This is a genomic window from Xanthomonas sp. NCPPB 901 (assembly GCF_056725085.1).
The window spans coordinates 1,653,644-1,678,234 of the sequence record NZ_CM161511.1 but is presented as its reverse complement, the minus strand read 5'-3'; the positions used below and the strand labels follow the sequence as shown (position 1 = coordinate 1,678,234).

19 protein-coding genes are annotated in these 24,591 nt (G+C 71.5%); 9 read left to right on the top strand and 10 right to left on the bottom strand.

The window, feature by feature from the left end; all coding sequences use genetic code 11:
* The first annotated feature begins 67 nt into the window (after positions 1-67).
* A complete protein-coding gene (locus tag AC1PME_RS06805; protein ID WP_254460678.1) occupies positions 68-991 on the top strand; it encodes an IS110 family transposase in 924 nt (307 codons plus the stop codon).
* Positions 992-2,074: 1,083 nt separating this feature from the next.
* Here the strand turns inward: AC1PME_RS06805 and soxR are convergent.
* A complete protein-coding gene (gene soxR, locus AC1PME_RS06800; RefSeq protein ID WP_254460879.1) occupies positions 2,075-2,512 on the bottom strand; it encodes a redox-sensitive transcriptional activator SoxR in 438 nt (145 codons plus the stop codon).
* 100 nt (positions 2,513-2,612) lie between these two features.
* Between soxR and AC1PME_RS06795 the strand changes: the two genes are divergently transcribed.
* Positions 2,613-3,998 (top strand): MFS transporter, encoded by a 1,386-nt coding sequence (locus tag AC1PME_RS06795; RefSeq protein WP_481097694.1) that lies wholly within the window; start codon positions 2,613-2,615, stop codon positions 3,996-3,998.
* A gap of 146 nt (positions 3,999-4,144) precedes the next feature.
* On the opposite strand, the gene AC1PME_RS06790 is transcribed toward AC1PME_RS06795, so the two are convergent.
* Both AC1PME_RS06790 and pdxH read right to left on the bottom strand, forming a co-directional pair.
* The gene (locus tag AC1PME_RS06790) at positions 4,145-4,945 is read right to left on the bottom strand and encodes a cobalamin-binding protein (RefSeq protein WP_481097693.1); all 801 of its coding nucleotides are present in this window, start codon (positions 4,943-4,945) and stop codon (positions 4,145-4,147) included.
* Between the two features lie 70 nt (positions 4,946-5,015).
* Entirely contained in the window at positions 5,016-5,615 is a 600-nt protein-coding gene (pdxH, locus tag AC1PME_RS06785; protein ID WP_254460876.1) for a pyridoxamine 5'-phosphate oxidase, read from the bottom strand.
* A 102-nt stretch (positions 5,616-5,717) separates the two neighbouring features.
* On the opposite strand from pdxH, the gene AC1PME_RS06780 reads away from it, so the two are divergent.
* Positions 5,718-6,260, top strand: coding sequence for a shikimate kinase (locus tag AC1PME_RS06780; RefSeq protein WP_254460875.1), 543 nt, complete (start codon positions 5,718-5,720; stop codon positions 6,258-6,260).
* Positions 6,257-7,366: a 3-dehydroquinate synthase gene (gene aroB, locus AC1PME_RS06775; protein WP_254460874.1), complete on the top strand. Its 1,110-nt coding sequence runs from the start codon at positions 6,257-6,259 to the stop codon at positions 7,364-7,366. The genes AC1PME_RS06780 and aroB overlap by 4 nt, the downstream gene beginning before the upstream one ends.
* A gap of 76 nt (positions 7,367-7,442) precedes the next feature.
* Here the strand turns inward: aroB and AC1PME_RS06770 are convergent, their stop codons facing one another.
* The gene (locus AC1PME_RS06770) at positions 7,443-8,261 is read right to left on the bottom strand and encodes an AraC family transcriptional regulator (RefSeq protein WP_307549426.1); all 819 of its coding nucleotides are present in this window, start codon (positions 8,259-8,261) and stop codon (positions 7,443-7,445) included.
* 111 nt (positions 8,262-8,372) lie between these two features.
* On the opposite strand from AC1PME_RS06770, the gene AC1PME_RS06765 reads away from it, so the two are divergent.
* The gene (locus tag AC1PME_RS06765; RefSeq protein WP_481097692.1) at positions 8,373-9,398 is read left to right on the top strand and encodes an alpha/beta hydrolase; all 1,026 of its coding nucleotides are present in this window, start codon (positions 8,373-8,375) and stop codon (positions 9,396-9,398) included.
* A gap of 69 nt (positions 9,399-9,467) precedes the next feature.
* On the opposite strand, the gene AC1PME_RS06760 is transcribed toward AC1PME_RS06765, so the two are convergent.
* The 5 genes from AC1PME_RS06760 to AC1PME_RS06740 form a co-directional block, all read right to left on the bottom strand.
* Positions 9,468-10,913: an efflux transporter outer membrane subunit gene (locus tag AC1PME_RS06760; protein ID WP_481097691.1), complete on the bottom strand. Its 1,446-nt coding sequence runs from the start codon at positions 10,911-10,913 to the stop codon at positions 9,468-9,470.
* A complete protein-coding gene (locus tag AC1PME_RS06755; protein WP_481097690.1) occupies positions 10,913-14,113 on the bottom strand; it encodes an efflux RND transporter permease subunit in 3,201 nt (1,066 codons plus the stop codon). The genes AC1PME_RS06760 and AC1PME_RS06755 overlap by 1 nt, the downstream gene beginning before the upstream one ends.
* On the bottom strand, positions 14,110-15,264 hold the full coding sequence (locus tag AC1PME_RS06750; protein WP_481097689.1) for an efflux RND transporter periplasmic adaptor subunit: 1,155 nt from the start codon (positions 15,262-15,264) through the stop codon (positions 14,110-14,112). Before AC1PME_RS06750 ends, AC1PME_RS06755 begins: the two co-directional genes overlap by 4 nt.
* A gap of 397 nt (positions 15,265-15,661) precedes the next feature.
* Positions 15,662-15,985, bottom strand: coding sequence for a cupin domain-containing protein (locus AC1PME_RS06745; protein ID WP_481097688.1), 324 nt, complete (start codon positions 15,983-15,985; stop codon positions 15,662-15,664).
* Complete coding sequence (locus tag AC1PME_RS06740) at positions 15,982-16,605, bottom strand: cysteine hydrolase family protein (protein WP_481097687.1); 624 nt, start codon at positions 16,603-16,605, stop codon at positions 15,982-15,984. Before AC1PME_RS06740 ends, AC1PME_RS06745 begins: the two co-directional genes overlap by 4 nt.
* A 92-nt stretch (positions 16,606-16,697) precedes the next feature.
* Between AC1PME_RS06740 and AC1PME_RS06735 the strand changes: the two genes are divergently transcribed.
* From AC1PME_RS06735 to mdtD, 4 genes are all read left to right on the top strand, one after another.
* Positions 16,698-17,651, top strand: coding sequence for a GlxA family transcriptional regulator (locus AC1PME_RS06735; protein WP_481097686.1), 954 nt, complete (start codon positions 16,698-16,700; stop codon positions 17,649-17,651).
* Between the two features lie 63 nt (positions 17,652-17,714).
* A complete protein-coding gene (locus tag AC1PME_RS06730; RefSeq protein ID WP_254460865.1) occupies positions 17,715-17,969 on the top strand; it encodes a WGR domain-containing protein in 255 nt (84 codons plus the stop codon).
* 10 nt (positions 17,970-17,979) lie between these two features.
* Positions 17,980-19,047: a uroporphyrinogen decarboxylase gene (gene hemE, locus AC1PME_RS06725; protein WP_254460864.1), complete on the top strand. Its 1,068-nt coding sequence runs from the start codon at positions 17,980-17,982 to the stop codon at positions 19,045-19,047.
* 303 nt (positions 19,048-19,350) lie between these two features.
* On the top strand, positions 19,351-20,781 hold the full coding sequence (gene mdtD / locus AC1PME_RS06720) for a multidrug transporter subunit MdtD (RefSeq protein ID WP_481097685.1): 1,431 nt from the start codon (positions 19,351-19,353) through the stop codon (positions 20,779-20,781).
* 175 nt (positions 20,782-20,956) lie between these two features.
* Here mdtD and AC1PME_RS06715 read toward each other — a convergent pair whose 3' ends face one another.
* Positions 20,957-24,535, bottom strand: a complete 3,579-nt coding sequence (locus AC1PME_RS06715) for a hybrid sensor histidine kinase/response regulator (protein ID WP_481097684.1) — start codon at positions 24,533-24,535, stop codon at positions 20,957-20,959.
* Positions 24,536-24,591 lie beyond the last annotated feature (56 nt).

Sequence of the window (24,591 nt, the reverse complement as noted above, 5' to 3'; positions counted from 1 at the left end):
TCGAACTCCACAAGCATGGGCATCGGCAGGAGTGCTCTCGTTCCTGAGTCTACTGCGGAGAACGTCTATGCGGCGCTATGTCGGGATCGATGTATCCAAGGCCGAACTGGTCATTCATGTCCTGCCGGACGAGCAGGCCTGGACCCAACCCAATACGCCACAGGGGCAGCGTGTGCTGGCCCAACGCCTGGTGGAGCTGGGCTGCGAGCGGATCTTGCTGGAAGCCAGTGGCGGCTACGAACATGCCGTGCTGCGGGTGCTCCGAGAGGCGGCCCTGCCGGCAGTGCGGATGGCCGCCGATCGTCCGCGCAAGCTAGCCCAAGCCTTGGGCCTGCAGGCCAAGACCGACGCCCTGGACGCGCGCCTGCTGGCCATCGCCGCCCAGCACATCCCGACCACGCCCACGACCGTGGTGCCCGAGCACCAGCAGTCTCTTCGCGAACTGTTGGACCTGCGTGCCACCCTGGTGGGCCAGCGCGATGCCCATCGGCGGCGCCTGGAACACATCACCAGCGCCAAGGTGCAACACCGCTGCCGAGAGGTGATCGCCCTGCTGAACCAGCAGATCCAGACATTGACGCAGGAGATCGAGCAGCAGGGCAAGACCTGCTCGAGCTTGCCCAAGGTACCTGGGCTCGGCACGATCCTGCGCGCAGTGCTGGCCGCGCGGTTGCCAGAGCTGGGCACGCTGCCGCCACGCAAGCTCGCCGCCCTGGTCGGGCTGGCCCCGTTCAATCACGACAGCGGCTGCTGGAAAGGCCAACGTCGCATCAAAGGCGGCCGTGCCGACGTGCGAGGCGTGCTGTACATGGCCACCTGGGCCAGCATCCGCGCCAAATCCCCCTTGGCCAACACCTACGCGCGCTTGCGCGCGGCCGGCAAGCCGGCCAAGGTCGCCATCGTCGCCTGCATGCACAAGTTCCTGCGCTGGCTCAATGCCATCGCGCGCGATCAGGCACCGTACGCTCCTCCGGTTATCGCTGGGGCATGACAGTTGACTCCTACAGACAAACCGCCGCACGCACACCGATCAAGGTGATCACACGTGCGCGTTGTGGGAGGGACTTCAGTCCCGACTGCATGCAGTGTCCGGCGCCTTTGCTCTTCGCTCGTCGCGACCGAGTCTTGACTGAAGGGCACGGTGAATAACTCGCCTCCACCATTCTCAACAAGCTCGGTACCCGCGCCGCAGTGAAGACGATCCCCTGCGGATCATCTGAGCGCGCGCAAGCGCGAGCGCCGTGACATCCACCGGCATCGCGTCGGGACTGAAGTCCCTCCCACACCCTCTGGTTCGCACATGGCAGCGCCATCGCGCCCGGTCGCGGCTGAAGCCGCTCCTACATACAGACCGCCACACGCATACCGATCAAGGTGATCACACGTGCGTGTTGTGGGAGGGACTTCAGTCCCGACTGCATGCAGTGTCCGGCGCCTTTGCTCTTCGTTCGTCGCGACCGAGTCGTGACTGAAGGGCACAGTGAATAATCTCGCCTCCACCATTCTCAACAAGCTCGGTACCCGCGCCGCAGTGAAGACGCCCCCCTGCGCATCATCTGAGCGCGCGCAAGCGCGAGCGCCATGACATCCACCGGCATCGCGTCGGGACTCAAGTCCCTCCCACACCCTCTGGTTCGCACATGGCAGCGCCGCCGCGCCCGGTCGCGGCTGAAGCCGCTCCTACAGAAAAACCGACACACGCATACCGAGCATCACGATCACAGGTGCACATTGTGGGAGGGACTTCAGTCCCGACTGCATACAGTGTCAGGCCTCTTTGCTCTTCGCGTGTCGCTACCGAAGAGCACGGTGAAGAACTAGGTCTCCATCATCCTCGACAAGCTCGGCATGCGCGACCGCACTCGCGCCGCGCTCAAGGCGATCGCCCTCGCATCATCGTGCACACAAGCGGCAATGCCGCGAAGTCCACCGGTACCGCGTCGGGACTGAAGTCCCTCCCACACCGTCTGGTTCGCACATGGCAGCGCCGTCGCGTGCCGTAGGAGCGGCTTCCGTGGGCCTGGCCGGCGGCCGCACCGACATCACACGCGGTTGCCGCGCGCCGACGCGCCGCTCAGTCCTCCGCCCAGCGCTGCGGGCCGTCGCCGTGCGCGGCCAGGGTGTCGGCCGGGTTGCTCAGCCGGCAACGGCGCAGCGACAGGCAGCCGCAGCCGATGCAGTCGGTGAGCTGGTGACGCAGCCGGGTCAGTTGCACGATCCGCGCGTCCAGTTCCTCGCGCCAGGCCGCCGACATCCGCGCCCACTCGGCGCGGGTCGGCGTGCGCGCATCGGGCAACTGCGCGAAGGCAGCCTTGACGCTGTCCAGCGGCACGCCGACGCGTTGCGCCACGCGGATCACCGCCAGCCGGCGCAGCACGTCGCGGGTGTAGCGGCGCTGGTTGCCGGCGGTGCGCACGCTGCGGATCAGGCCCTTGTTCTCGTAGAAGTGCAGCGCCGACACGGCCACGCCGCTGCGCGCCGCGACCTGCCCCACGCTCAGTTCCTCCTGCATCGCTTGACCTCGAGTCCGGTTGAGGTTGCATGCTGCACGGCCTGCACGCGCCCGTGCAAGCCACGCCAGCCGCTGTCCATCCGCTGCTCAAGGGATCCCGATGCAAGACCACGCCACCACCGCCGATGCCCCGCCTGCTCCTGCCGCTGCCGGCTCCGTGCTGGCGCCGGCTTATCGCGCCACCACCATCGGCATGGTCGCGCTGGTGTCGCTGATCGCCTTCGAGGCGCTGGCGGTGGCCGCGGCGATGCCGACCGTGGCGGGCGAACTGGACGGCCTGCGGCTGTACGCGCTGGCGTTCGGCGGCACCCTGGCCACCAGCGTGATCGGCATGACCGTGGCCGGGCGCTGGAGCGACCTGCACGGGCCGGCGGCGCCGCTGTGGGCCGGCCTGGCCTGCTTCGTCTGCGGCCTGCTGCTGGCCGGCTTCGCGCCGTCGATGGCGCTGCTACTGGCCGGCCGGCTGGTGCAAGGCCTGGGTGCCGGGACGATCTCGGTGGTGCTGTACGTGCTGGTCGCGCGGCTGTATCCGCAGGCGATCCGTCCGCGCATGTTCGCGGCGTTCTCCGCCGGCTGGGTGCTGCCGTCGCTGGTCGGCCCCAGCATCAGCGGGCTGATCGTCGAACACGTCGGCTGGCGCTGGGTGTTCCTGGCGGTGCCGCTGCTGGCACTGCCGGCGGCGGCGCTGCTGTGGCCGGCATTGCGGCGCCTGCCGCCCGCCGCGCGCGCGGATGGCGCCAGCGGCGCGGCGCAACTGTGGTCGCTGGGCGCGGCGGCCGGCGTCTGCCTGCTGTACCTGGGCGGCCAGCAGCGCGGGCTGTGGGCGGCGGTGCTGCTGCCGGCGGCGTTGGCGCTCCTGCTGCTGTGCACCTGGCGGCTGCTGCCGGCCGGCACCTTGCGCGCCGCGCGCGGCCTGCCCAGCGTGATCGCGCTGCGCGGCATCGCCGGATCGGCGTTCTTCGGCTGCGAAGCGTTCCTGCCGCTGCTGCTGTCGCGCGAACGCGGGCTGTCGCCGGTGTGGGCGGGCGTGGCGCTGAGCGCCGGTGCGCTGGGCTGGTTCGCCGGCTCCTGGTACCAGGGCCACTACGGCCGCGACGCCAGCCGCCTGCTGCGGCTGCGCCTGGGTTGCACGCTGATGGCGCTGGGCATCGCGGCGACCACCCTGGCGCTGCTGCCGGCGGTGCCGGCGGCGCTGGCGATCGGCGGCTGGACCGCCACCGGCCTGGGCATGGGCCTGATCTACCCGACCCTGGCGGTGCTGACCCTGACCCTGTCGCCATCGGCGCGGCAGGGACGCAACAGTTCGGCGCTGCAGTTGAGCGAGGCGATCGCGGTGGCCACCACGCTGGCGGTCGGCGGCTCGCTGTTCGCCGCGCTGCTGGCGTATTCGGCGGCGGCGGCCTACCTGTCGACCTTCGCCGTCGCCGCGCTCATGGCCTTGCTCGGCCTGGCCGTCGCCGGCCGTACCCAGCCGCCGCCTGGCTAGCGGCCCCGCAGCCCATGCCTGCCGCGTCGTGGTCTGGCGCGCGCGTGGCCGAGGATCGCGCAAACGGCCATCCGTCCGTGGCCGAGCGACGACGCGGCCATGGACGCGCGTCGCGGACTCCGGACTCCGGCCTGGGCGGGCGCGCCCTAGCGCGCGTCCAGGCCCCTGGCCCAGGCCTGGATGATGGCGGCGATGGCGCGCACGCCATCGGTGAGCGCGGCCGGCCCCGGCTGCAGGATCAACGGCGACTTGATCTCGAACAGTTGCCCGTCGCGCACCGCCGGAATCGCCGACCAGCCCGGCCGCGCGGCGACGCGTTCGGGACGGAAGCGCTTGCCGCACCAGGAGCCGAGGATGATGTCCGGCGCACGCCGCACCACTTCATCGCCGTCGGCGAGGATCCGCGCCTTGGCCAGCGGCTGCACCGACAGTTCCGGGAACACGTCGTCGCCGCCGGCGATGCCCACCAGTTCGGCCACCCAGCGGATGCCGGTGATGATCGGCTCGTCCCATTCCTCCAGGTAGACCCGCGGCCGCCGCGGCAAGCGCGCGGCCTGCGCGGCGATGGCGTCGAGGCCATGTTGCAATTCGTCGGCGTAGGCCGCCGCGCGCGGCCCGGCGCCGACCAGCGCACCGAGCCGGCGGATGTAATCGAGGATGCCGGCGACGCTGCGATGGTTGGCGATCCACACCTCCACGCCATGCCGCACCAGCTCGGCGGCGATGTCGGCCTGGATGTCGGAGAAGCCGATCGCCAGGTCCGGCTGCAGCTTCAGGATCTCGTCGATCTTGGCGCTGGTGAAGGCGCTGACCTTGGGCTTGTCGCGGCGCGCCTGCGGCGGGCGCATGGTGAAGCCGCTGATGCCGACGATGCGCTGCTGCTCACCGAGCGCATACAGCGTCTCGGTCGGCTCCTCGGTCAGGCAGACGATGCGCTGCGGGCCCATGCTCAACGCGCCTGGCCCACGCACGCACGCGCCGCGGCCGCCGCATCCGGGCAGGCCGGGCCGGCGCCGCTCACGGGAACAGCATCCGCTTGCTCCAGTGCCCGGCGGCGTCGGCCTCGTAGCGCCAGCGCTCGTGCAGGCGGTACTTGGCGCCGTACCAGAACTCGAAGCTGCGCGGCACCACGCGGAACCCGCCCCAGCCGTCCGGGCGCGGCACCTCGCGGCCCTCGAAGGTGGCCTCGGCCTTGGCCACGCGGTCCTCGAACTCCTCGCGCGAGGCCAGCGTGCGCGACTGCGCCGAGGCCCAGGCGCCGATCTGGCTCATGCGCGGCCGCGAGGCGAAATAGGCGTCGGCCTCGGCCGCAGCGACCAGTTGCACCTCGCCGTCGATGCGCACCTGCACCCCGTCCTCGCGCATGCGCCGCCACAGGAACAGCAGCGAGGCCTGCGGATTGGCCTGCAGCTCGCGGCCCTTCTGGCTGTCCAGGTGGGTGTAGAACACGAAGCCGCGCGGGTCGTAGGCCTTCAACAGCACCACCCGCGACGACGGGCGCGCCTCCAGGGTGGCCGAGGACACGACCATGGCGTTGTATTCGGCCTCGTCGCTGCTGCGCGCCTCGGCGAACAGGTCGGCGAACGTGGACAGGGCTTCGGCGTACAGATCGGGCATGGCGGCAGGCACTCGGCGGACGATGCGCCATTGTCGCGCCATGCCCCGCGCGACGCACGCATCGGCGCGCGAGGCGGTATCGGTCTCTGCTAGCATCGGCGGATGAATCCCGCCCCCAACCTGGTGCTGGTCGGCCCGATGGGCGCCGGCAAGAGCGTCATCGGCCGCCGCCTGGCCGAGCGCTTCGGCCTGGTCTTCGTCGACAGCGACCAGAGCATCGTCGAGCGCACCGGCGCCAGCATCGCCTCGCTGTTCGAGCATGCCGGCGAAGCCGGCTTCCGCGAGCACGAGCGCGCGGTGCTGGAAAGCCTCCTGAGCACACCCGGCCACCTGATCTCCACCGGCGGCGGCGCCGTGCTCAATGCCGACAGCCGCCGCGAGATGCGCGAACATGGCTTCGTGGTGTATCTGCGGGTCGGCGTGGCCGCGCAACTGCAGCGGCTGCACCGCGACCGCAGCCGGCCGCTGCTGCAGCGCGGCGACCGCGAGCGGGTGCTGCGCGACCTGCACGCGGTGCGCGAACCGCTGTACCGCGAGGTCGCCGACCTGATCTTGGACACCGACCACCTCACCCCGGCCGAGGCCACCGCGCAGCTGGTCGTGCGCCTGGCCGCGTCGTGGAAACTTCCGGAACCCACTGCATGAATGCCGCATCGCGCACGGTCGAGGTCGCTGGCGACCCGGCCTACACCATCCGCATCGGCCCCGGCCTGCTCGACGACGGCGCCGCCCTCGCCGCGCAGGTGCGCGGCCGCCACGTCCTGCTGCTCAGCGACAGCCAAGTTGCGCCGCTGTACGCCGCGCAGGTCCGCGCGGCGCTGCTGGCGGCACGTCCGGACCTGCAGGTCGGCGAGTTCGTGATCCCCGCCGGCGAAGCCTCCAAGACCCTGGACAACTTCGCCGCGGCGATCGCCGCGCTGGCCGCCCTGGGCGCCACCCGCGACGCCTGCGTGCTGGCGCTGGGCGGCGGCGTGGTCGGCGACCTGGCCGGCTTCGCCGCCGCCTGCTGGATGCGCGGGGTGGACTGCGTGCAACTGCCGACCACGCTGCTGGCGATGGTCGACTCCTCGGTCGGCGGCAAGACCGCGGTGGACATCCCGCAGGGCAAGAACCTGGTCGGCGCGTTCCATCCGCCGCGCGCGGTGCTTGCCGACACCGCCGTACTGCGCAGCCTGCCGCCGCGCGAACTGCGCGCCGGCCTGGCCGAGGTGATCAAGTACGGCGCGATCCGCGACCCGCTGTTCTTCGCCTGGCTGCACGCCGAGCGCCACGCGCTGCTGGCCGGCGAGCCGGCCGCGCTGGCGCAGGCGATCGCGCGCAGCTGCGAACACAAGGCCGAGATCGTCGCCCGCGATCCGCTGGAGAAGGGCGAGCGCGCCCTGCTCAACCTCGGCCACACCTTCGGCCACGCCATCGAGACCGAGCAGGGCTACGGCGCCCCGGACAACGCCAACCTCAACCATGGCGAAGCGGTGGCGGTGGGCATGGTGCTGGCCGCCGCGCTGTCGGCCCGGCTGGGCATGGCCAGCGCGCAGGACACGGCGCAACTGCGCGCGCTGCTGCAGGATTTCGGCCTGCCGACCGCGCTGCCGGCCGGACTGGCGCCGGAAGCGCTGCTGGCGCGCATGCGCCTGGACAAGAAGAACCTGGCCGGACGCCTGCGGCTGGTGCTGTGGCGCGGCATCGGCCACGCCGAGATCGTCCCCGACGTGGACGAGGCCGAGGTGCTGGCGGTGCTGGCCGCCGGCTGAGCCGGTACAGCGCTTACGCGGCAGTCACCCGCGCGCGCCGGTCGGCTGGCGCGCCTGCACACGCCCGCATCCGCACTCAGCGTGCCTGCCGCCACGCGCGCGGGGTCTGCCCGACCTGCGCCTTGAACACGCGCGACACTGCGGCCTCGCTGCCGTAACCCACCTCGTCGGCAAGCTGCTTCAGCGGCCGTCCTTCGCGCAGGCCGCGCTGCACCAGGGCAATGCGCCAGTCCTGCAGGTATTGGCCCGGGGTGCAGCCGAGGGTCTCGCGAAAACTGCGCGCGAACGCACTGCGCGACATGCCGGCACGGGCGGCCAGGCTCTCCAGCGTCCACGGCTGCGCCGGGGCGTCATGGATGCCGGTCAACGCCAGCCGCAGCCGCGCATCGGCCATGCCGGCGAGCATGCCGCCGTCGGCGAGCCCCTGTTCCATCAGTTCGCGGATCACGTGCACCAGCACCACCTCGAACAGCCGGTTCAACACCGCCTGGCGCCCGCAATGCTGGGCAAACGCTTCTTCGAACAGCAGGTGCAGCAGCGTCTCACCCTGGCGCAGTGCGTCCAGCGGCAGGCAGATGCAGGCCGGCAAGGCGCGCACCAGCGGATTGGCCGCGCCACCGCTGAAGCGCAAATGCGCGCAGGCGAAATCCGCGCCGCGTTGCGCATCGGTCTCGAAGCGGTGCGGCATGGCCTGCGGGTACAGCAGCAGGCTCGGCCGGTCGATCCGCAGCACGTGTCCGTCGCCGTTGTGGACGACCACGCTGCCCTCGCGCAGCAGATGCAACTGGCCACGGTCGCCGTCATCGAGCCGGTGCAGGCCGCACAGCGTGCCGGCGTGGAAGACCTCGGCACTGACCGAGAAGTGGGTCAACAAGGCGGCAAGGCGGTCGGTCACTCAGGACTCCGGGTAAAGTTTCGTGGACGATTCGCCACCCATCGTATCGCCTTGGCGCGCAAAGTCACCCCTGTCGCCGGCACCCCGCCCGGCATGCCCCAGGAAACCGCCATGAAGACCCTGCTCCCCTTGCTCGCCACCTCACTGCTGGCTGGCGCGATCGGCACTGCCACGGCCGCGACGCCGGCCGATCAGCCGGCACCGTTGCGCCCGGTCGCGACGTTCCTCGATGCGCTCAACGGCAGCGGCGGCAAGCCGATCGAGCAGCTCACGCCGGCGCAGGCGCGGCAGGTGCTGCGCGATGCCCAGGCCAATACGCCGCTGCCGCCGGCCGAAGTCAGCCGCACCACCATCCAGGCCGACGGCAAGCCGCTGAACCTGGTGATCGTGCGGCCACCGCACAGCGCCGGCCAGGTGTTGCCGGCCTTCATGTTCTTCCACGGCGGCGGCTGGGTGCTGGGCGACTTCCCGACCCACGAACGCCTGATCCGCGACCTGGTCAACGCTTCCGGCGCGGTGGCCGTCTATGTGGACTACACGCCGTCGCCGGAAGCACAGTATCCGGTCGCCATCCACCAGGCCTATGCCGCCACCCGCTGGGTCGCCGAGCATGGCGCGCAGATCGGCGTGGACGGCCAGCGCCTGGCGCTGGCCGGCAACAGCGTCGGCGGCAACATGGTCGCGGCCGTGGCGCTGCAGGCCAAGGCGGCCGGGACGCCAGCGCTGCGCTACGACCTGATGCTGTGGCCGGTGACCGATGCCAGCTTCGACGATGGCTCGTACCAGCGCTTCCAGAGCGGCTACTTCCTCACCCGCAACATGATGACCTGGTTCTGGGACAACTACACCACCGATCCCAAGGCCCGCGCCGAGATCACCGCCTCGCCGCTGCGTGCCACCCCGGCGCAGCTGGCCGGCCTGCCGCCGACGCTGATCCAGACCGCCGAACTGGACGTGCTGCGCGACGAAGGCGAAGCCTTCGGCCGCACGCTGGACCAGGCCGGGGTGACGGTCACCGTGACCCGCTACAACGGGCTGATCCATGACTTCGGCCTGCTCAATGCCCTGCGCGACGTGCCCGCGGTGCGGACCGCCATCCAGCAGGCCGGCGACGGACTGCGCGAACACCTGAAGTAAGCGCACCACCGGCGGCACGCCATGCAGCGCGCCCGGCTGCAGCGTGCCGCCAACCAGCGCCCCGCGCACTCAGGGCTGGGCGCGCTCCAGCGACGCATCTCCCCCCAGCGTGCGGTACAGCGTGACCCGGTTGGTCGCCGCGGTCAGTTCGACCGCGACCAGGCTGCGCTGCGCCGCGTAATAGCTGCGCTGCGCATCCAGGTTGGACAGCGCGCTTTCCACGCCGATGCGATAGCGCTGCGCGCTGGCATCGTAGGTGTTGGCGGCATCGGCGAGGAGCGCGCGCTGCGCGCGCAGCTGCGCGTCGATGGTGCCGCGCCGGGCCAGCGCATCGGCCACTTCGCCGAAAGCGGTCTGCACGGTCTTCTCGTAACCGGCCACGGCGGCATCGCGCTGCGCCTCGGTGTAGCGCACGTTGGCACGCGCCGCGCCGCCATCGAACACGGTGTAGGCGGCGCCGGCGCCCACCGAGCCGCTGAATGCGTCGTGGGCGAACAGGTCCGACAGCGCCGTGCTGGTCAGCCCCAACAGGCCGCTCAGACTGATACGCGGAAACAACGCGGCGCGGGCGGCGCCGATCTCGGCATTGACCGCGCGCAGTTCGTACTCGGCCTGCACCACGTCGGGCCGGCGCAGCAGGACGCTCGTGTCCAGGCCGGCCGGCGGATCGCCGATGCGCGCCGCGGCCTCCTCGAGCGAGGCCGGCAACAACGCCGGATCGACCGGAGCGCCCACCAGCAACTGCAAGGCATTGACGTCCTGCGCCACCGCCGTGGTCTGCGCGGCCAGGTCGGACTGCGCGGCGTGCAGCACCTGGTTGGCCTGATCCAGCGCCGCGTGCGGCACGATGCCGCCGTCCACCCGCTGCGCGGTCAGCGCCACGCTGGCGCCGGCGCTGCGCACGGTGTCCTGCGCGAGCGTCAGCAGGCTGCGGTCGCTGGCATAGGTCAGCCAGGCCGTGGCGATGTCGCCGACCAGGGTCAGCCGCGTGGCCCGCGCCGCCGCCTCCTGTTCCAGGTAGCGCTGCTGCGCGGCCGCGGTCAGCGCGCGGATCCGACCGAACAGATCGAGTTCGAAGGCGGTGACGCCCAGCCCCAGGTCGTAGTTGCTCGCATAGCCCGCCGCCGGCGCGGCCGCTGCGTTGCCGCCCTGCGTTCCGTCGTTGGCCGGGGCCGCGCCCTTGCCGCGATAGGAGCGCGCATAGCTCGCGCTGGCGCCGACCTCGGGCAGCATTGCGGCGCGCTGGATCCGGTACTGCGCCCGCGCCTGGGCGATGTCGGCGAGCGCAATCCGCAGATCGCGGTTGCTGTCCAGCGCCTGCGCGACGAGCGCCTGCAGGCGCGGGTCGCCGAACACCTGCCGGTAGCTCAGCGACGGCAGCGTGGCCTCGTGCTGCGCCAGGTAGGCATCGCCCACCGGCCACGACGGCGGGATCGGTGCGGCGGGACGCACGTAGGCCGGCGTCATGCTGCACGCCGACAGCAGGGTGACGGCACCGAGCGCGAGCGCGCGCATCAGGCCGGTTCCGGCAGCGACGGCGCCGACGGCGGCGTGGCGCCGTCGCGACGCGCGCGGCGGCGCGCCAGCCACTCGGCCATCGCGATGTGGAAGGCCGGGGTCAGGTACAGAGTCAGCGCCTGCGAGAACAGCAGGCCGCCGACCACCGCGATGCCGAGCGGGCGCCGCGCCTCGGCGCCGGCGCCGAAGCCCAGCGCGATCGGCAACGACCCCAGCACCGCCGCCAGGGTGGTCATCATGATCGGGCGGAAACGCACCGTCGCCGCTTCGAGCATCGCCGCGCGCGGCTGTTTCCAGCGTTCCTCGCCCGAGCGCTCCAGGTCCAGCGCGTAGTCCACCATCATGATGCCGTTCTTCTTGACCAGCCCGACCAGCAGGATCAGGCCGACGAAGCTGAAGAGATTGAGCTCCTGGCGGAACAGCACCAGCATGAGGATGGCGCCGAAGCCGGCCAGCGGCAGCGAGGTCAGGATGGTGATCGGATGCAGCGCGTTCTCGTACAGGATCGCCAGCACGCCATAGATCAGCAGCACGGTGATCAGCAGCAGCATCGGCAAGGTCTTCATCGAATTCTCGAAGGCCTGCGCCGAGCCGGCGAACTGGCCGCTGATGGCGCGCGCATCGCCCTTGCCCAGGGTCTGCGCCATCAGGTTGCCGATGCCGGCGGCGGCCTCGCCCAGCGACACGCCGGGCGCCAGGTTCATCGACAGGGTCACCGCCGGCAGGCCGGCGTAGTGGTTGATCGCCACCGGTCCCACGCCCATGCGCACATCGGCCACCGCGCGCAGCGGCACCATCGGGCCGCCGGCCGCGGTCAGCACCGCGCTGGTGCCGGAACTGCTGTTGGAGGTCTGCGTGCCGATCGCGGTGATGCCCGGGTTTTGGTTGCCGTTGAACGACAGCGCATCCAGGCCGTTGAGGTCGGCCTGCGCCGCGGGGTCGACCTGCAGCAGCACTTCGTACTGGTCCGTGTCGCCGTAGATGGTGCTGATCTTGCGGCCGCCGTACGCGCTGGCCAGGGTGTCCTGCAGGCCGGCGGCGGTGACGCCCAGCGCGGCGGCCTGCTCGCGGTGTAGCACCACCTCGATCTCCGGGTTCTTGAGCTGCAGATTGCTCTGCGGATCCTGCACCTGGCGCAATTGCCGGAGGCGTTGCAGGATGGTGTCGGACTGGGCGTACAGCGCCTTCTGGTCGGTGGACTGCAGCACGTACTGCAGCGATCCGTTCGAGGCCGTCGGCCCCATGTCGATCGCCGGCGGATTGCGCATGTTGAGGGTGATGCCCTGGATCGCGGCGACCTGCTTGCGCACGTCCTGGATCACCTGCTCGGCGCTGCCGCTGCGCTCGGACAGCGGCTTGAGCCCGATCAGCAGGCGCCCGCTGTTGCTGAGGGAATTGTCCGAGCCGATCACCGATTCGACGTTGGCCACGTTGGGATTGCGCTGGATGATCTTCACCACCGCCGCCTGCTTGGCGACGAAGTCGGCGAAGGCGGTGCCCTCCGGCACACGGGTGTCGCCGTCGATCTTTCCCGAATCGACCTGCGGGATGAAGCCTTTCTCGACCACCGCGTAGACGCCGGCGGTGCCGACCAGGGTGGCCAGGCCGATGACGCACATCAGGCCGATGCGCTCGGTGGCCCAGGCCAGCGAGCGCGCGTAGCCGCGTTCGCTGGCGTCGACCAACCGGTCGAAGCGCTCGAACACCCAGCCCGTGCTTTTCTTCGGATCGAGCCAGCGGCTGGCGAGCATCGGGGTGAGGGTCAGCGAGACGATGCCGGACAGGATCACCGCGATCGCGATCACCATGCCGAACTCGGAGAACAGCCGCCCGACCAGTCCGCCCATGAACACGATCGGCAGGAACACCGCCGCCAGCGACACCGTCATCGACAGCACGGTGAAGCCGATCTCGCGCGAGGCGGCGATGGCCGCGTCCATGCGGCTGGCGCCCTGCTCGGCGTGGCGGACGATGTTCTCGATGACCACGATGGCATCGTCGACCACGAAGCCGACCGACAGGGTCAGCGCCAGCATCGAGATGTTGTCGAGGCTGAAATGCAGCAGGCGCATCACCGCGAAGGTGCCGATCAGCGAGGTCGGCAGCACCAGCGCGACGATCAGCGTCGCCATCCAGCTGCGCAGGAACAGCAGGATCACCACGATCACCAGCAGCAGCGAGCCGAGCAGGGTCCATTCCACGTCCTCGACCGAGGCGCCGATGTAGTCGCCGCGGTCGTAGAGCACGTCGAGCTGGGCGTCGCCGGGCAACTGCGCGCGGATCCCCGGCAGCGCCGCCTGGATGCCCTGGGTCACCGACAGCGTGTTGGCGCCCGGCTGGCGGTGGAGGTTGATCTCGATCGCGCGCTGGCCGTTGAGCGAGGCCGCGGTCTGCAGGTTCTCGACGCTGTCCTCGGCATGGCCGACGTCGCGCAGGCGCACCGGCGCACCGTCGGCATAGGTCAGCACCATGGCGTCGAAATCGGCCGCGCGCTTGAGCTGCCCGTCGGCGCGCACAGTGTAGGACCGCGCGCGCCCCATCAGCGTGCCGGCCGGCGCGTTGCTGTTGCCCGCCTGCACCGCCGAGACCACCTGGTCGAAGCCCAGGTGGCGGGCGGCGAGCAGGTGCGGATTGACGAACAGGCGCACCGCATACTTCTGCGCGCCGTTGACGTCGATCTGCCCGGCGCCCGGCACCGAGGCCAGGCGCAGCGCCACGCGGTCCTTGGCGAACTGGTTGAGCAGCGGCAGCGCGATGGTCCTGGAGCGCAGGATCAGGTGCATGATCGGCGCGGCGCTGGGATCCTCCTTCTGGATCTGCGCCGGATTGATCTCGCGCGGCAGCAGCCCGGCCGCCTGCGAGACCGCGTTCTGCACGTCCTGCGCGGCGGCATCGACATTGCGGCTCAACGCGAACTGCAACACGATGCGCGTGCTGCCGACGCTGCTGGTCGAACTCATCGTGTCCAGCCCGGGCAGGCCGCTGAACTGCCGCTCCAGCGGCGTGGCCACCGCCGCGGCCATGGTCTCGGGATTGGCGCCGGGCAGCGACATGTTGACGGTGATGGTCGGGAAACTGACGTCGGGCAATTCGCTCACCGGCAGCGCGAAGTAGGCCATGGCGCCGGCCAGCACCAGCCCGATCATCAGCACCGAGGTCATCACCGCGCGGCGGATGAACAACGCCGACAGGTTCACGCGTGCCGTCCGGTCGCCGCCGCGTTCGGCGTGGCGGACTGGTTGCCGGAGCGCACCGCGGTCCCGTCGCGCAGTTCGTTGGGCACGGTGAGGATGACGCGATCGCCCGCGCGCAGGCCCTTGGCGATCACCGCCTGCCCGTCGATCATCCGCGCCACGCTGAGCGGCCGCACCACGGCGTGGCCATCGACCACGCAGTACACGTACGGCCCCTGCTGTCCATGCTGCAAGGCACTCTCGGGCACCGACAGCGCCTGCGGGTCCTCTGCCAGGATCACCCGCACGGTGACGAACTGCCCCGGCCACAACGTGGCGCCGGCGTTGGCGAAGCGTGCGCGCAGCTCCAGCGTGCCGCTGCTGGTGTCGAAGGCGTTGTCGAGAAACGCCACCTCGCCGCGATCGAGCAGCGTGCCGCTCACCGCATCCAGCGCCAGCACCGGCAGGCCCAGGCCCTGGTGCCCCAGCGGCGCGGCGCGCACGGCGTCGACCTGCACATGCGCCAGGGCGAAGCGCACCTCGATCGGCGTGCTGACGTTGAGCGTCACCAGCGCCGTGCTGGAGCCGCTGGACACCAGGTTGCCCGGCTTGACCGCGATGGCGCCGGCGCGGCCGTCGATGGGCGCGCGGACCTGGGTGTAGGCCAGCGACAGCTGGGTCTGTTCGACCTGGGCCTGGTCGGCGGCGACGGTGCCGCGCAGCGAGCGCAGCGTGTCGGCCGCGGTGGTGTAGGTCTTGGGATCGACCGCGCCGGTCCTGGACAGCTTGCCGTAGCGCGCCTCGGTGTCGGCCGCGTCCGCCGCCAGTGCCTGGTCGCGCGCCAGGGTGGCGCGCGCCTGCGCCAGCGCCGCCCGCAGCGGCCGCGGGTCGATGGTGAACAGCAGTTGCCCGGCGTGGACCTGCTCGCCGTCATGGATCAGCACCGACTGCAGCACCCCGTCGGTCTGCGCGCGCACCTCCACGGTCTGCGGCGACAACAGGGTGCCCGAGGTCTCGATGATGTCCGGCACCCGATGCGGCGCCACCGTCATGGTCTGCACCCGCAACGGCTCCGGCGCCGCCACGGGTTGCTGGCGATGCGCGCGCCAGGACCAGACGCCGAGGATCAGCAGGCACAGCGCGCCCAATCCGGCGAAGACCGCGACCCGGCCCATGCCGCGGGCGGCGCGTGGCGTGGCCCGCTCTCGCACACTCCGGCGTGGCGCGCGCAACAGCAAGGCATCGTCGAAGATGGCAACGGGCGGCGCGGGAGCCTGTCCCGCGCCGACATCCGGGTACTGCCCAGGGAACCGCCCATCGCTCTGGCTTCGCATGCCGGCCGCGTCCGCACTCGTGGTGAATGGCGATGCCGTGACACCAGGATCTCTGTGCGCACGCAGCGGCATAGCCTGTCCCAATGACGCCAGAACGGCAGTGATGGGCCCGTGATAGAACGCACACCGCGATGCGCAGCCTGCGGCGCCTCTCGCGCCGGCCGTCGGCCGCGCGACGCCCCTGCCAGCACTCGCGACACGCCGCGCGCTGCTGTCGCGCGCGCGGCGTGCCGGATCCTCATGGACTGCCGTCGCGCTCCACCACCAGCACCCGCGCCGGACCCTGCGGGTGCGCCACGTGCTCGGTGCCCTCCGGCGCATGGAACACGTCGCCGGCCTGCAACAATGCCGCCTGCTCGACGCCGTGCACGCGCCAGCGCATCTGCACCTGCCCATCCAGCACCACGAACACCTCCTGGCCGTCGTTGACGTGCCAGACATAGGGCTGGTCGGTCCAGTGGATGCGCACGCCGATCCCGTCCAGCAGCGCCACCGGCAGCGCCTCCCAGGCGCGGGTGCCGGTGAAGTCGCGCGCGCGCAGCACCCGCGGCACGGCGCTCATGCCGCACCCCGCGCGCGGCGGTTGGACTGCAGCACGCTGTCGCGCGGCAGCGGCTGCCGCGCCGCCACCGCCGCGATCCACTGCGCGGTGTCGGCGACCGCAGCGAAGTTGCTGTGGAACACCACCCCGAACACCCGGTGGATCTCCTCGGCGCTGGCCTGGCCGGCGGCGTTGGCGTACGGCAGCGCGCCGCTGGCGTCGCCCAGCACTTCCACCGCCAGCCCGCGGTGGAAGGCCTCGTACACGGTCGAGGCGTTGCAGTTGTGGGTCATGTAGCCGGCCACGGTGAGGGTGTCGATCGCCTGCTGCTGCAGCCAGTCGGCCAGATCCGTGTCGGCGAAGACGCTGGGCCGGGTCTTGCGCAGCAGCCGCGTGCGCGGCCGCGCGGCGACCTGCGGGTGCAGGCCCCAGCCGGCGCTGCCTTCGGCGAATACCGGCGCCTGCGCTGGCGCGGTGTGCTGCACCACCAGCACCGGTACGCCGTGCGCCTGTGCCGCGTCCATTGCGCTCAGGATGTTGGGCAACGACGCAGCCACCGGCGGATGGGCGATCGGCAACGCGCCGTCGAAATACTCATTCTGGACGTCGATGACCAGCAGAGCGCGGCGGGGAGACGGCATGCGAGGGCTCCAGGGCGAAGGGGCGGCCAGTGTCGGCGGCCACGCCCGCGCCGACGAGTGGCCCGAATCACCATTTTCGCTAAAATCGGGCCATGTCACCGCATCGCATCGCCGTGGTCGCCTTCGACCGCATCAGCCCGTTCCACCTGGCGGTGCCCTGCCAGGTGTTCGAGGCGCGGCCCGACGCCGACCTGCCGGCCTTCGACCTGCGGGTCTGCGCGGCCGACCCGGGCCCGTTGCGCACCGATGCCGGCTTCGCCATCCAGGTGCAGCACGGCCTGGAAGCGCTGGAGGGCGCCGACACGGTGATCGTGCCGTCCTGGCGGGATGCGGCCGAGCCGGCACCGGCGGCGCTGTGCCAGGCGCTGCGCCGCGCCCACGCCGCCGGCGCGCAGGTGGTCGGGCTGTGCCTGGGCACCTTCGTGCTGGCCGACGCCGGCCTGCTCGATGGCCGCCCCGCCACCACCCACTGGGCGGCGCTGGCGCGCTTCGCGCAACGCCACCCGCAGGTGCGGCTGCAGCCGGACGTGCTGTACGTGGACGACGGCGACGTGCTGACCTCGGCCGGCACCGTGGCCGGCATCGATTGCTGCCTGCACCTGGTGCGGCGCCGCCACGGCGCCGACGTCGCCAACCGCATCGCCCGGCGCCTGGTGGTGGCACCGCACCGCCAGGGTGGGCAAGCGCAGTACGTCGAACAGCCGCTGCCGGCCAATCGCCGCGACGCCCTGCTCGGCCCGACCCTGGACTGGATGCTGCAGCGGCTGGAGCAGCCGCTACGCCTGGACGCGCTGGCCGCGCACGCGCGGATGAGCCGGCGCAGCTTCACCCGGCAGTTCCGCCAGGTGACCGGGACCACCGTGGTGCAGTGGCTGGCGCACCAGCGGCTGGTGCGCGCCCAGCAGTTGCTGGAGCGCACCGACCTGCCGCTGGAGCGGATCGCCGCCGACTGCGGCTTCGGCAGCGCCGGCGCGCTGCGCCAGCAGTTCACCCGCGACCTGGGGCTACCGCCCTCGGCCTACCGCCGCGGCTTCCGCACCGGCTGAGCGCCCGCGGGGTTCCGCCGCCCGGGCCACGTCGCCTGCACCGGCACCCGCTACAATCGGCGCATGCGCGTCTTCCTCCAGCAACGCCCCGACGGCAACGAGCCGCCACGCTACCTGCAGTTGACCCTGCAGCCGGACCTGTTCGGCGGCTGGGAGTTGTTGCGCGAAAGCGGCCAGATCGGCGGCCGCGCGCAGCTGCGGCGCGAGCTGTACCTGCAGCAGGACGACGCCCACGCCGCCTTCGAGAAGGCCCGCGACGCCCAGCTCAAGCGCGGCTTCCAGGTCATGTTCACCCGTGGCGCCGACGCGCCGCGCTAAGGAATCCCCCATGCTCAAGAACGACCGCCTGCTGCGCGCGCTGCGCCGCGAGCCCGTGGACCAGACCCCCGTGTGGCTGATGCGCCAGGCCGGGCGCTACCTGCCCGAGTACCGCGCCACCCGCGCCCGCGCCGGCAGCTTCCTGGCCATGGCCAAGACCCCGGAACTGGCCTGCGAGGTGACCCTGCAGCCGCTGGCACGGTTCCCGCTGGACGCGGCGATCCTGTTCTCCGACATCCTCACCATTCCCGATGCGATGGGCCTGGAGCTGTACTTCGTCGAAGGCGAAGGCCCCAAGTTCCGCCATCCCGTGCGCGACGCGGCGGCGATCGCCCGGCTCGGCGTACCGGACATGGAGACCGAGCTGCGCTACGTGATGGACGCGGTGCGGGTGATCCGCCGCGAGCTGGACGGCCGCGTGCCGCTGATCGGCTTCTCCGGCAGCCCCTGGACCCTGGCCTGCTACATGGTCGAGGGCGGCGGCAGCGACAACTACGCGCGGATCAAGGCGCTGGCGCTGAACGACCCGGCGGCGCTGCACGCACTGCTGTCGGTCAACACCGACGCGGTGATCGCCTACCTGGCCGCGCAGCGCGCGGCCGGCGCGCAGGCGCTGCAGGTGTTCGACACCTGGGGCGGCGTGCTGAGCCCGGCCATGTACCGTGAGTTCTCCCTGCCCTACCTGCAGCGCATCGCCCGCGAACTGGCGCGCGGCGACGGCGCCGAACGCACCCCGCTGATCCTGTTCGGCAAGGGCAACGCGCCCTACCTGGAGGAGCTGGCCGCCTCCGGCGCCGAAGGCGTGGGCGTGGACTGGACCATCGACCTGGCCGACGCCGCGCGCCGCACCGGCGGCCGCGTCGCCCTGCAGGGCAACCTGGACCCGGCGGTGCTGTACGGCGCGCCGGCGGCGATCGAACGCGAGGTGCAGCGCGTGCTGCACAGCTATGCCGACGGCAACGGCGGCGCGCTGGACGGCCACGTGTTCAACCTCGGTCACGGCCTGTCGCCGGACATGCAGCCCGAGCATGTCGGCGCGTTGGTGGAGGCGGTGCAGCGGCATAGCCGGCGTGCTTAGGGGCTGGGATTCGGGATTCGGGATTGCAGTCGCGCGCATGGTCGGCGATCTGACCTGACCGTGCGCTCGATTCCTTGCGCTTTTGCGTAGGGGCGGCTTCAGCCGCGACGGCATGGTGCGGGAACGCCCGTCGCGGCTGAAGCCGCTCCTACCAGCGCGCGCGCATGCCGCCGGCTGCGGAGGTTTGCACGGCGCCGATCGCTGAGCGCGGGCTGCATCGCAACGCGCAACGATCGCGGCTCCACGGCACTGCGACGCGATCTGCGCGATCCTATGGCTCCCCTCGCGTCGCCCTGCGTGCCGATGTCCGCGCCCTCCTCCGATCCGATCGCTACTCCCAACACGCGCAGTTTCCGTCCGCTGCTGTGGCTGGTGTCGCTGGCCATCTTCATGCAGATGCTGGATGCGACCATCGTCAACACCGCGCTGCCGGCGATGGCGCGCAGTCTGGGCGAGAGCCCGCTGCAGATGCAGTCGGTGGTGTTCAGTTACGCGCTGGCCGTGGCGATGTTCATTCCCGCCTCCGGTTGGATCGCCGACCGCTACGGCACCCGCCGCACCTTCCTGATCGCGATCGTGCTGTTCACCCTGGGCTCGCTGCTATGCGCGGCGGCGCCGCGGCTGCCGTACCTGGTCGCCGCGCGCGTGCTGCAGGGCATCGGCGGCGCGATGCTGCTGCCGGTCGGCCGGCTGGCGGTGATGCGCTCGGTGTCGCGCGCGCAGTTCCTCAGCGCGATGAGCTTCATCGCCATCCCCGCGCTGATCGGGCCGCTGGTCGGGCCGACCCTGGGCGGCTGGCTGGTACAGGTAGCGTCCTGGCACTGGGTATTCCTGATCAACCTGCCGATCGGCGCGATCGGTTTCGCCGCGGCGCTGAAGATCATGCCGGACTTCTACGGCGAGCAGCGCACCCGCTTCGACCTGGTCGGCTACGCCATGCTCGCCTTCGGCATGGTCGCGCTGTCGCTGGCGCTGGACGGCATCTCCGACCTGGGCCTGCGCCACGCCTTCGTGATGCTGCTGGCGATCGCCGGGCTGGCCGCGCTGATCGGCTACTGGCTGCACGCGGCCAATGCGGCGGCACCCCTGTTCCCGCTGCATCTGTTCAAGGTCACCAGCTTCCGCATCGGCATCCTCGGCAACCTGTTCTCGCGCGTGGGCAGCGGCAGCATGCCGTTCCTGATCCCGCTGCTGCTGCAGGTGGGCCTGGGCATGAGCCCGATGGACGCCGGCCTGATGATGATCCCGGTGGCGCTGGCCGGCATGGTCTCCAAGCGCGCGGCGGTGAAGCTGGTGGAGCGCTTCGGCTACCGCCGCGTGCTGATGACCAACACCGTGCTGGTCGGCACCGCGATGGCCAGCTTCCTGCTGTTCGACGCCGGCCAGCCGCTGGGCTGGCGGCTGCTGCAGCTGGCGCTGTTCGGCGCGGTCAACTCGCTGCAGTTCACCGTCATGAACACGGTGACCCTGCGCGACCTGGACCGCGACCAGGCCAGCGCCGGCAACAGCCTGCTGTCGATGGTGATGATGCTGGCCACCGGCTTCGGCGCCGCGGCCGCCGGCAGCCTGCTGGCCGCCTTCAACACCCATCTCGGCGATACCCACGGCGCTACCGCGGCACTGCACGCGACCTTCGTCTGCGTCGGCGCCATCACCCTGACCTCGACCCTGATCTTCTGGCAGTTGCCCGACACCCGGCCGCATCCGAAGCAGGTGGAGGAGGTGGCCGAGTAGCCGGGATTGGCGAATGGGGAGTGGGGATTCGCTACGGCGGCGGCGTTGCGGTCTGCCGGATCCTTTGACTCTCGTACGCCCGGCTTCGGCCGCAACCGGGCGTTCCGCATGACGTGCGGTCGCGGCCGAAGCCGCTGCTAAGGGAGGCACCGCGCAGGGAGGCACCGCGCATCGCCTACGTCACGTCACTGCTCTCGCCCTTGCCCCCGGCGTCCGGGTTCCCGTTTTCGGGTTCCGGCCTGCCCTCCACCGCCTCGGCCAGCATTTCGCCGGTCACCGGCTTGCGCAGGAAGCCGCTGAAGCCGGCGGCGCGGGCCTGCGGTTCGGCATCGGCGTCGGCACGGGCGGTGACCGCGATCAGCGGCATGCCGTAGCCGAAGGCGCGCAACTGCCGCGCCAGCGCCAGGCCGTCCAGGCCGGGCAGATCCAGGTCCAACAAGGCGATGTCGAAGCTGCTGGCCGCCGCTTCGGTCAGCGCGGCCAGCGCATGCGCGGCGTGGGTGACGTGGTGGCCGCGCGCGCGCAGCAGGCCGCCGACCACTTCGGCCACGGTCGGATCGTCCTCGACCAGCAGGATCCGCCGCGGCGCCGCGGCGCTGGCGGACGCGCGGGTGTCGCGCGGCGCCTGCGGCAGCGGCAGCGGCGCCCACGGCAACGGCAGGTCGACCACGAAGCGGGTGCCGGCGCCGAGGCGGCTGCGCAGGTCGATGCGCCCGCCCATCGCCACCGCCAGTTCCTGGCTGATCGCCAGGCCCAGGCCGCTGCCGCCGTAGCGCGCGGCGGTGCGCGGCCCGTCGGCCTGCTCAAAGCGCTGGAACAGCCGCGCCTGCTGCTCGGCATTGATGCCCGGCCCGGTGTCGGCCACCTCGAAGCGCACGCCCTGCTGCGGCTGCAGCGGCGCCACCCGCAACTGCACGCTGCCGTGCTCGGTGAACTTGATGGCGTTGTTGAGCAGGTTCAGCAGGATCTGCCGCACCCGCGTGGCGTCGCCGCGTGCGGTGACCTCCGGCGGCATGGCGTTGTCCAGCGCGAACGCCAGGCCGCGGCTGCGCGCCATCGGCCCCATCATCGCCTCCAGTTCGGCGATCAGCCGGCCCAGGTCGAACGGCTGCTGGTCCAGTTCCAGGCGCCCGGCCTCGATCCGCGCCAGGTCCAGCGCATCGTTGACCAGGCGCAGCAGATGCGAGCCGGCGTCGCGGATCGATTCGGTGTAGCGGCGCTGCCTGGCATCCAGCGGCGTGGCCAGCAGCAGTTCGCTCATGCCCAGCACCCCGGTCATCGGCGTGCGCACCTCGTGGCCCAGCGTGGCCAGGAAGCGGGTCTTGGCCAGCGAGGCCTGCTCGGCCACCTCCTGCTTGTGCACCGCCAGTTGCCAGGCGGCGCGTCGGCGCAGCCGGCGCCGGTACAGGTACGCGAGCAGCCACAGCGCCAGCACCGCCAGCACCGCCAGCCCGGCCACGCCCCAGGGGCTGCGCCACCACGGCGGCAGCACGCGGAAGCGCAGCGTGACCACCTTCGACCACACCTTGTCGGCGGTGCGCGCCTGCATCTCCAGCACGTAGTGGCCCGACGGCAGACGCGAGAACAGGCGCTCGCCGCTGGCGCCCACGTCGACCCAGTCCGGGTCGTAGCCGCTGAGGCGGAAGCGATAGCTGTTGGCCTCGGTATCGGAGAACGACAGCAGCCGCGCGACCACGTGCAGGTCGCGGTCGCCTTCCTGCAGCACGATCTGACCGGCGTGCAGCAGGTCCAGCCCGCGCTCGCCACGACGCACGCCGATCCGCTCGATCACCAGCGGCGGCTGCCGCCGCGACGGCACCACCTGCGCCGGCTCGAACAGCACCACGCCGTCGGGGGTGCCGCCGAGGATCTGGCCGCTGCGCGCCTGCACCAGGCTGCGGGTCTGGAACTCCTGGTTGGGCAGGCCGTCGTGCACGCCATAGGAGCGGATCGCCTTGCTCGCCGGGTCGACCCGGATCAAGCCGCGCATGCTGCTCAACCAGGCGACGCCGCTGGCATCGACCACCAGGCCGTTCGGCGCCAGCGCGGGGAACTCCTGCTCGGCGTCGATGCGGTCGAGCAGGCTCAGCCGGCGGCCATCCCACAGATAGCGCTCCAGGCAGCCGACGCTGGCCAGCCAGACCACGTTGCCGTCGCTGATCGCCATGGCGCTCAAGGGGCGCTGCGGCGCGCCCGGCACCGGCTCGAAACGCGCCTGCGCCGGGTTCCAGGCCAGCAATCCATGCTGCCCCAGCAGCCAAGGCTGACCCTGCGGCCCGGGGCCTGCCTGCTGCACCACCAGGTCGGCGGGCACGCCGGCGGTCCCCGGCGTCATGTTGCGCAGCACGTGCCCGTCGAGGTCGCGCACCTGCACGCCGCCGAGGTCGCTGAAGATCCAGACATGGCGGTCGCCGCTGAAGGCGATCCGGTCCACCAGGTCCATGATCGGCGCATCGGCACCGGCGTCCTTTTCCCAGCGCCGGACCTCGCCGGTGGCCGGGTCGTAGCGCAGCACGGCCCCGGCTGCGGCCGCCCACACCCGGCCCTGCGGGTCCTCGGCGATCGCCCGTGTCCAGTCCATACCGAACATCGCCCGCATGTGCCGATGCACCGCGCCGGTGGCCGGATCCAGCTTGTCCAGCACCCCGCGCGTGCCGGCCAGCCATACGCCGCCATCGCGGGAGGCGGCGGTGGCCAGCACATAGGGATTGCCCATCGACTCCGGGTCGTCGACCCGGTAGGACAACACCGAGAACTGCTGCCAGTTGGCCGGCAGGTGCCACAGGCCGGCATTGGTGCTGGCGAACCAGAGGCCGCCCTCGCGGTCCTCGAAGGCCAGCGACCAGTTCGGCTTGACCAGCCCATGCGCGGAATTGCTGTACAGCGGCACGTTGCGGATCACCGCGGATTCGCTTTCGCGGCCCAGCCCATCCAGGGTGTCGAACCAGCGGGTACCGTGGCGATCATGCACCAACATGCCCAACACGCTTTCGCCGGGCATGTTGCGCCAGTACGGCTCCACCACGCTGCCGTCGGCACGCACCAGGCGCACCCCGCCGGTGGTGGCGACCCACAACGTACCATCGCGCTCGGGGGTCAGCCCCTGCACGTCCGGCCGCGGCAGCGCGGTGGCGGCGACGCGCTGGAAATCGTGCCCGGTCCAGCGCGCCAGGCCGCCGCGGGTGCCCACCCACAAGGTGCCGTCCGGGGTGATCGCCAGGTGGGTGATGCTGGCCGAGGGCAGGCTGCGCGCGTCGCCGGGAATCGGCATGAAGCGGCGCAGGCGCCCATCCGGCTGCAGTTGGTGCAGGCCGCCGGCGGAGGTACCGAACCAGACGCTGCCGTCCGGCGTGGAGGTGATGGCCCAGACGGTGGTGGAGCCGATCTGCGGATAGGTGCTGCGATCGTAGTAGCGGAACTGCCGGCGGTCGGCCGACAGCACGCCCAGGCCCGCGCCGTCGGTGCCGAACCAGACCCGGTTCTGCGCATCCACGTGCACCGACCAGATCTTGTTGTGGTGCAGGCCGTCCTCGATGCGCCAGATGCGGTAGCCGCGTCCGTCGAAGCGGGCCAGGCCGTCGCTGCTGGCCAGCCACAGATAGCCGAGCTTGTCCTCGGCGAAGCCATTGATGCTGTTGGACGGCAGGCCGTCGGCCACGGTCAGTTGGCGCGGCTGCGGCGTCGGCGGCACCGCCGCGGCGGCGACCGCGGACCACGCCAGCAACAGCCATCCCAAGATCCGTCTCGCCCGCATCGCCTTTGTCTCCCCCGACAGGCATCCGTCCCGCGTCACCGGCGCCATCGTCGGCG

Excerpts from the sequence above, each read along its gene's own strand:
- hemE (WP_254460864.1), top strand. The coding sequence starts at position 17,980 with ATGCTCAAGAACGACCGCCTGCTGCGCGCGCTGCGCCGCGAGCCCGTG.
- AC1PME_RS06730 (WP_254460865.1), top strand. The coding sequence starts at position 17,715 with ATGCGCGTCTTCCTCCAGCAACGCCCCGACGGCAACGAGCCGCCACGC.
- AC1PME_RS06765 (WP_481097692.1), top strand. The coding sequence starts at position 8,373 with ATGAAGACCCTGCTCCCCTTGCTCGCCACCTCACTGCTGGCTGGCGCG.
- AC1PME_RS06740 (WP_481097687.1), bottom strand. The coding sequence starts at position 16,605 with ATGCCGTCTCCCCGCCGCGCTCTGCTGGTCATCGACGTCCAGAATGAG.
- pdxH (WP_254460876.1), bottom strand. The coding sequence starts at position 5,615 with ATGCCCGATCTGTACGCCGAAGCCCTGTCCACGTTCGCCGACCTGTTC.
- AC1PME_RS06735 (WP_481097686.1), top strand. The coding sequence starts at position 16,698 with ATGTCACCGCATCGCATCGCCGTGGTCGCCTTCGACCGCATCAGCCCG.
- mdtD (WP_481097685.1), top strand. The coding sequence starts at position 19,351 with ATGTCCGCGCCCTCCTCCGATCCGATCGCTACTCCCAACACGCGCAGT.
- AC1PME_RS06760 (WP_481097691.1), bottom strand. The coding sequence starts at position 10,913 with ATGCGCGCGCTCGCGCTCGGTGCCGTCACCCTGCTGTCGGCGTGCAGC.
- AC1PME_RS06780 (WP_254460875.1), top strand. The coding sequence starts at position 5,718 with ATGAATCCCGCCCCCAACCTGGTGCTGGTCGGCCCGATGGGCGCCGGC.
- AC1PME_RS06795 (WP_481097694.1), top strand. The coding sequence starts at position 2,613 with ATGCAAGACCACGCCACCACCGCCGATGCCCCGCCTGCTCCTGCCGCT.
- AC1PME_RS06715 (WP_481097684.1), bottom strand. The coding sequence starts at position 24,535 with ATGCGGGCGAGACGGATCTTGGGATGGCTGTTGCTGGCGTGGTCCGCG.
- AC1PME_RS06790 (WP_481097693.1), bottom strand. The coding sequence starts at position 4,945 with ATGGGCCCGCAGCGCATCGTCTGCCTGACCGAGGAGCCGACCGAGACG.
- AC1PME_RS06805 (WP_254460678.1), top strand. The coding sequence starts at position 68 with ATGCGGCGCTATGTCGGGATCGATGTATCCAAGGCCGAACTGGTCATT.
- aroB (WP_254460874.1), top strand. The coding sequence starts at position 6,257 with ATGAATGCCGCATCGCGCACGGTCGAGGTCGCTGGCGACCCGGCCTAC.
- soxR (WP_254460879.1), bottom strand. The coding sequence starts at position 2,512 with ATGCAGGAGGAACTGAGCGTGGGGCAGGTCGCGGCGCGCAGCGGCGTG.
- AC1PME_RS06750 (WP_481097689.1), bottom strand. The coding sequence starts at position 15,264 with ATGGGCCGGGTCGCGGTCTTCGCCGGATTGGGCGCGCTGTGCCTGCTG.
- AC1PME_RS06745 (WP_481097688.1), bottom strand. The coding sequence starts at position 15,985 with ATGAGCGCCGTGCCGCGGGTGCTGCGCGCGCGCGACTTCACCGGCACC.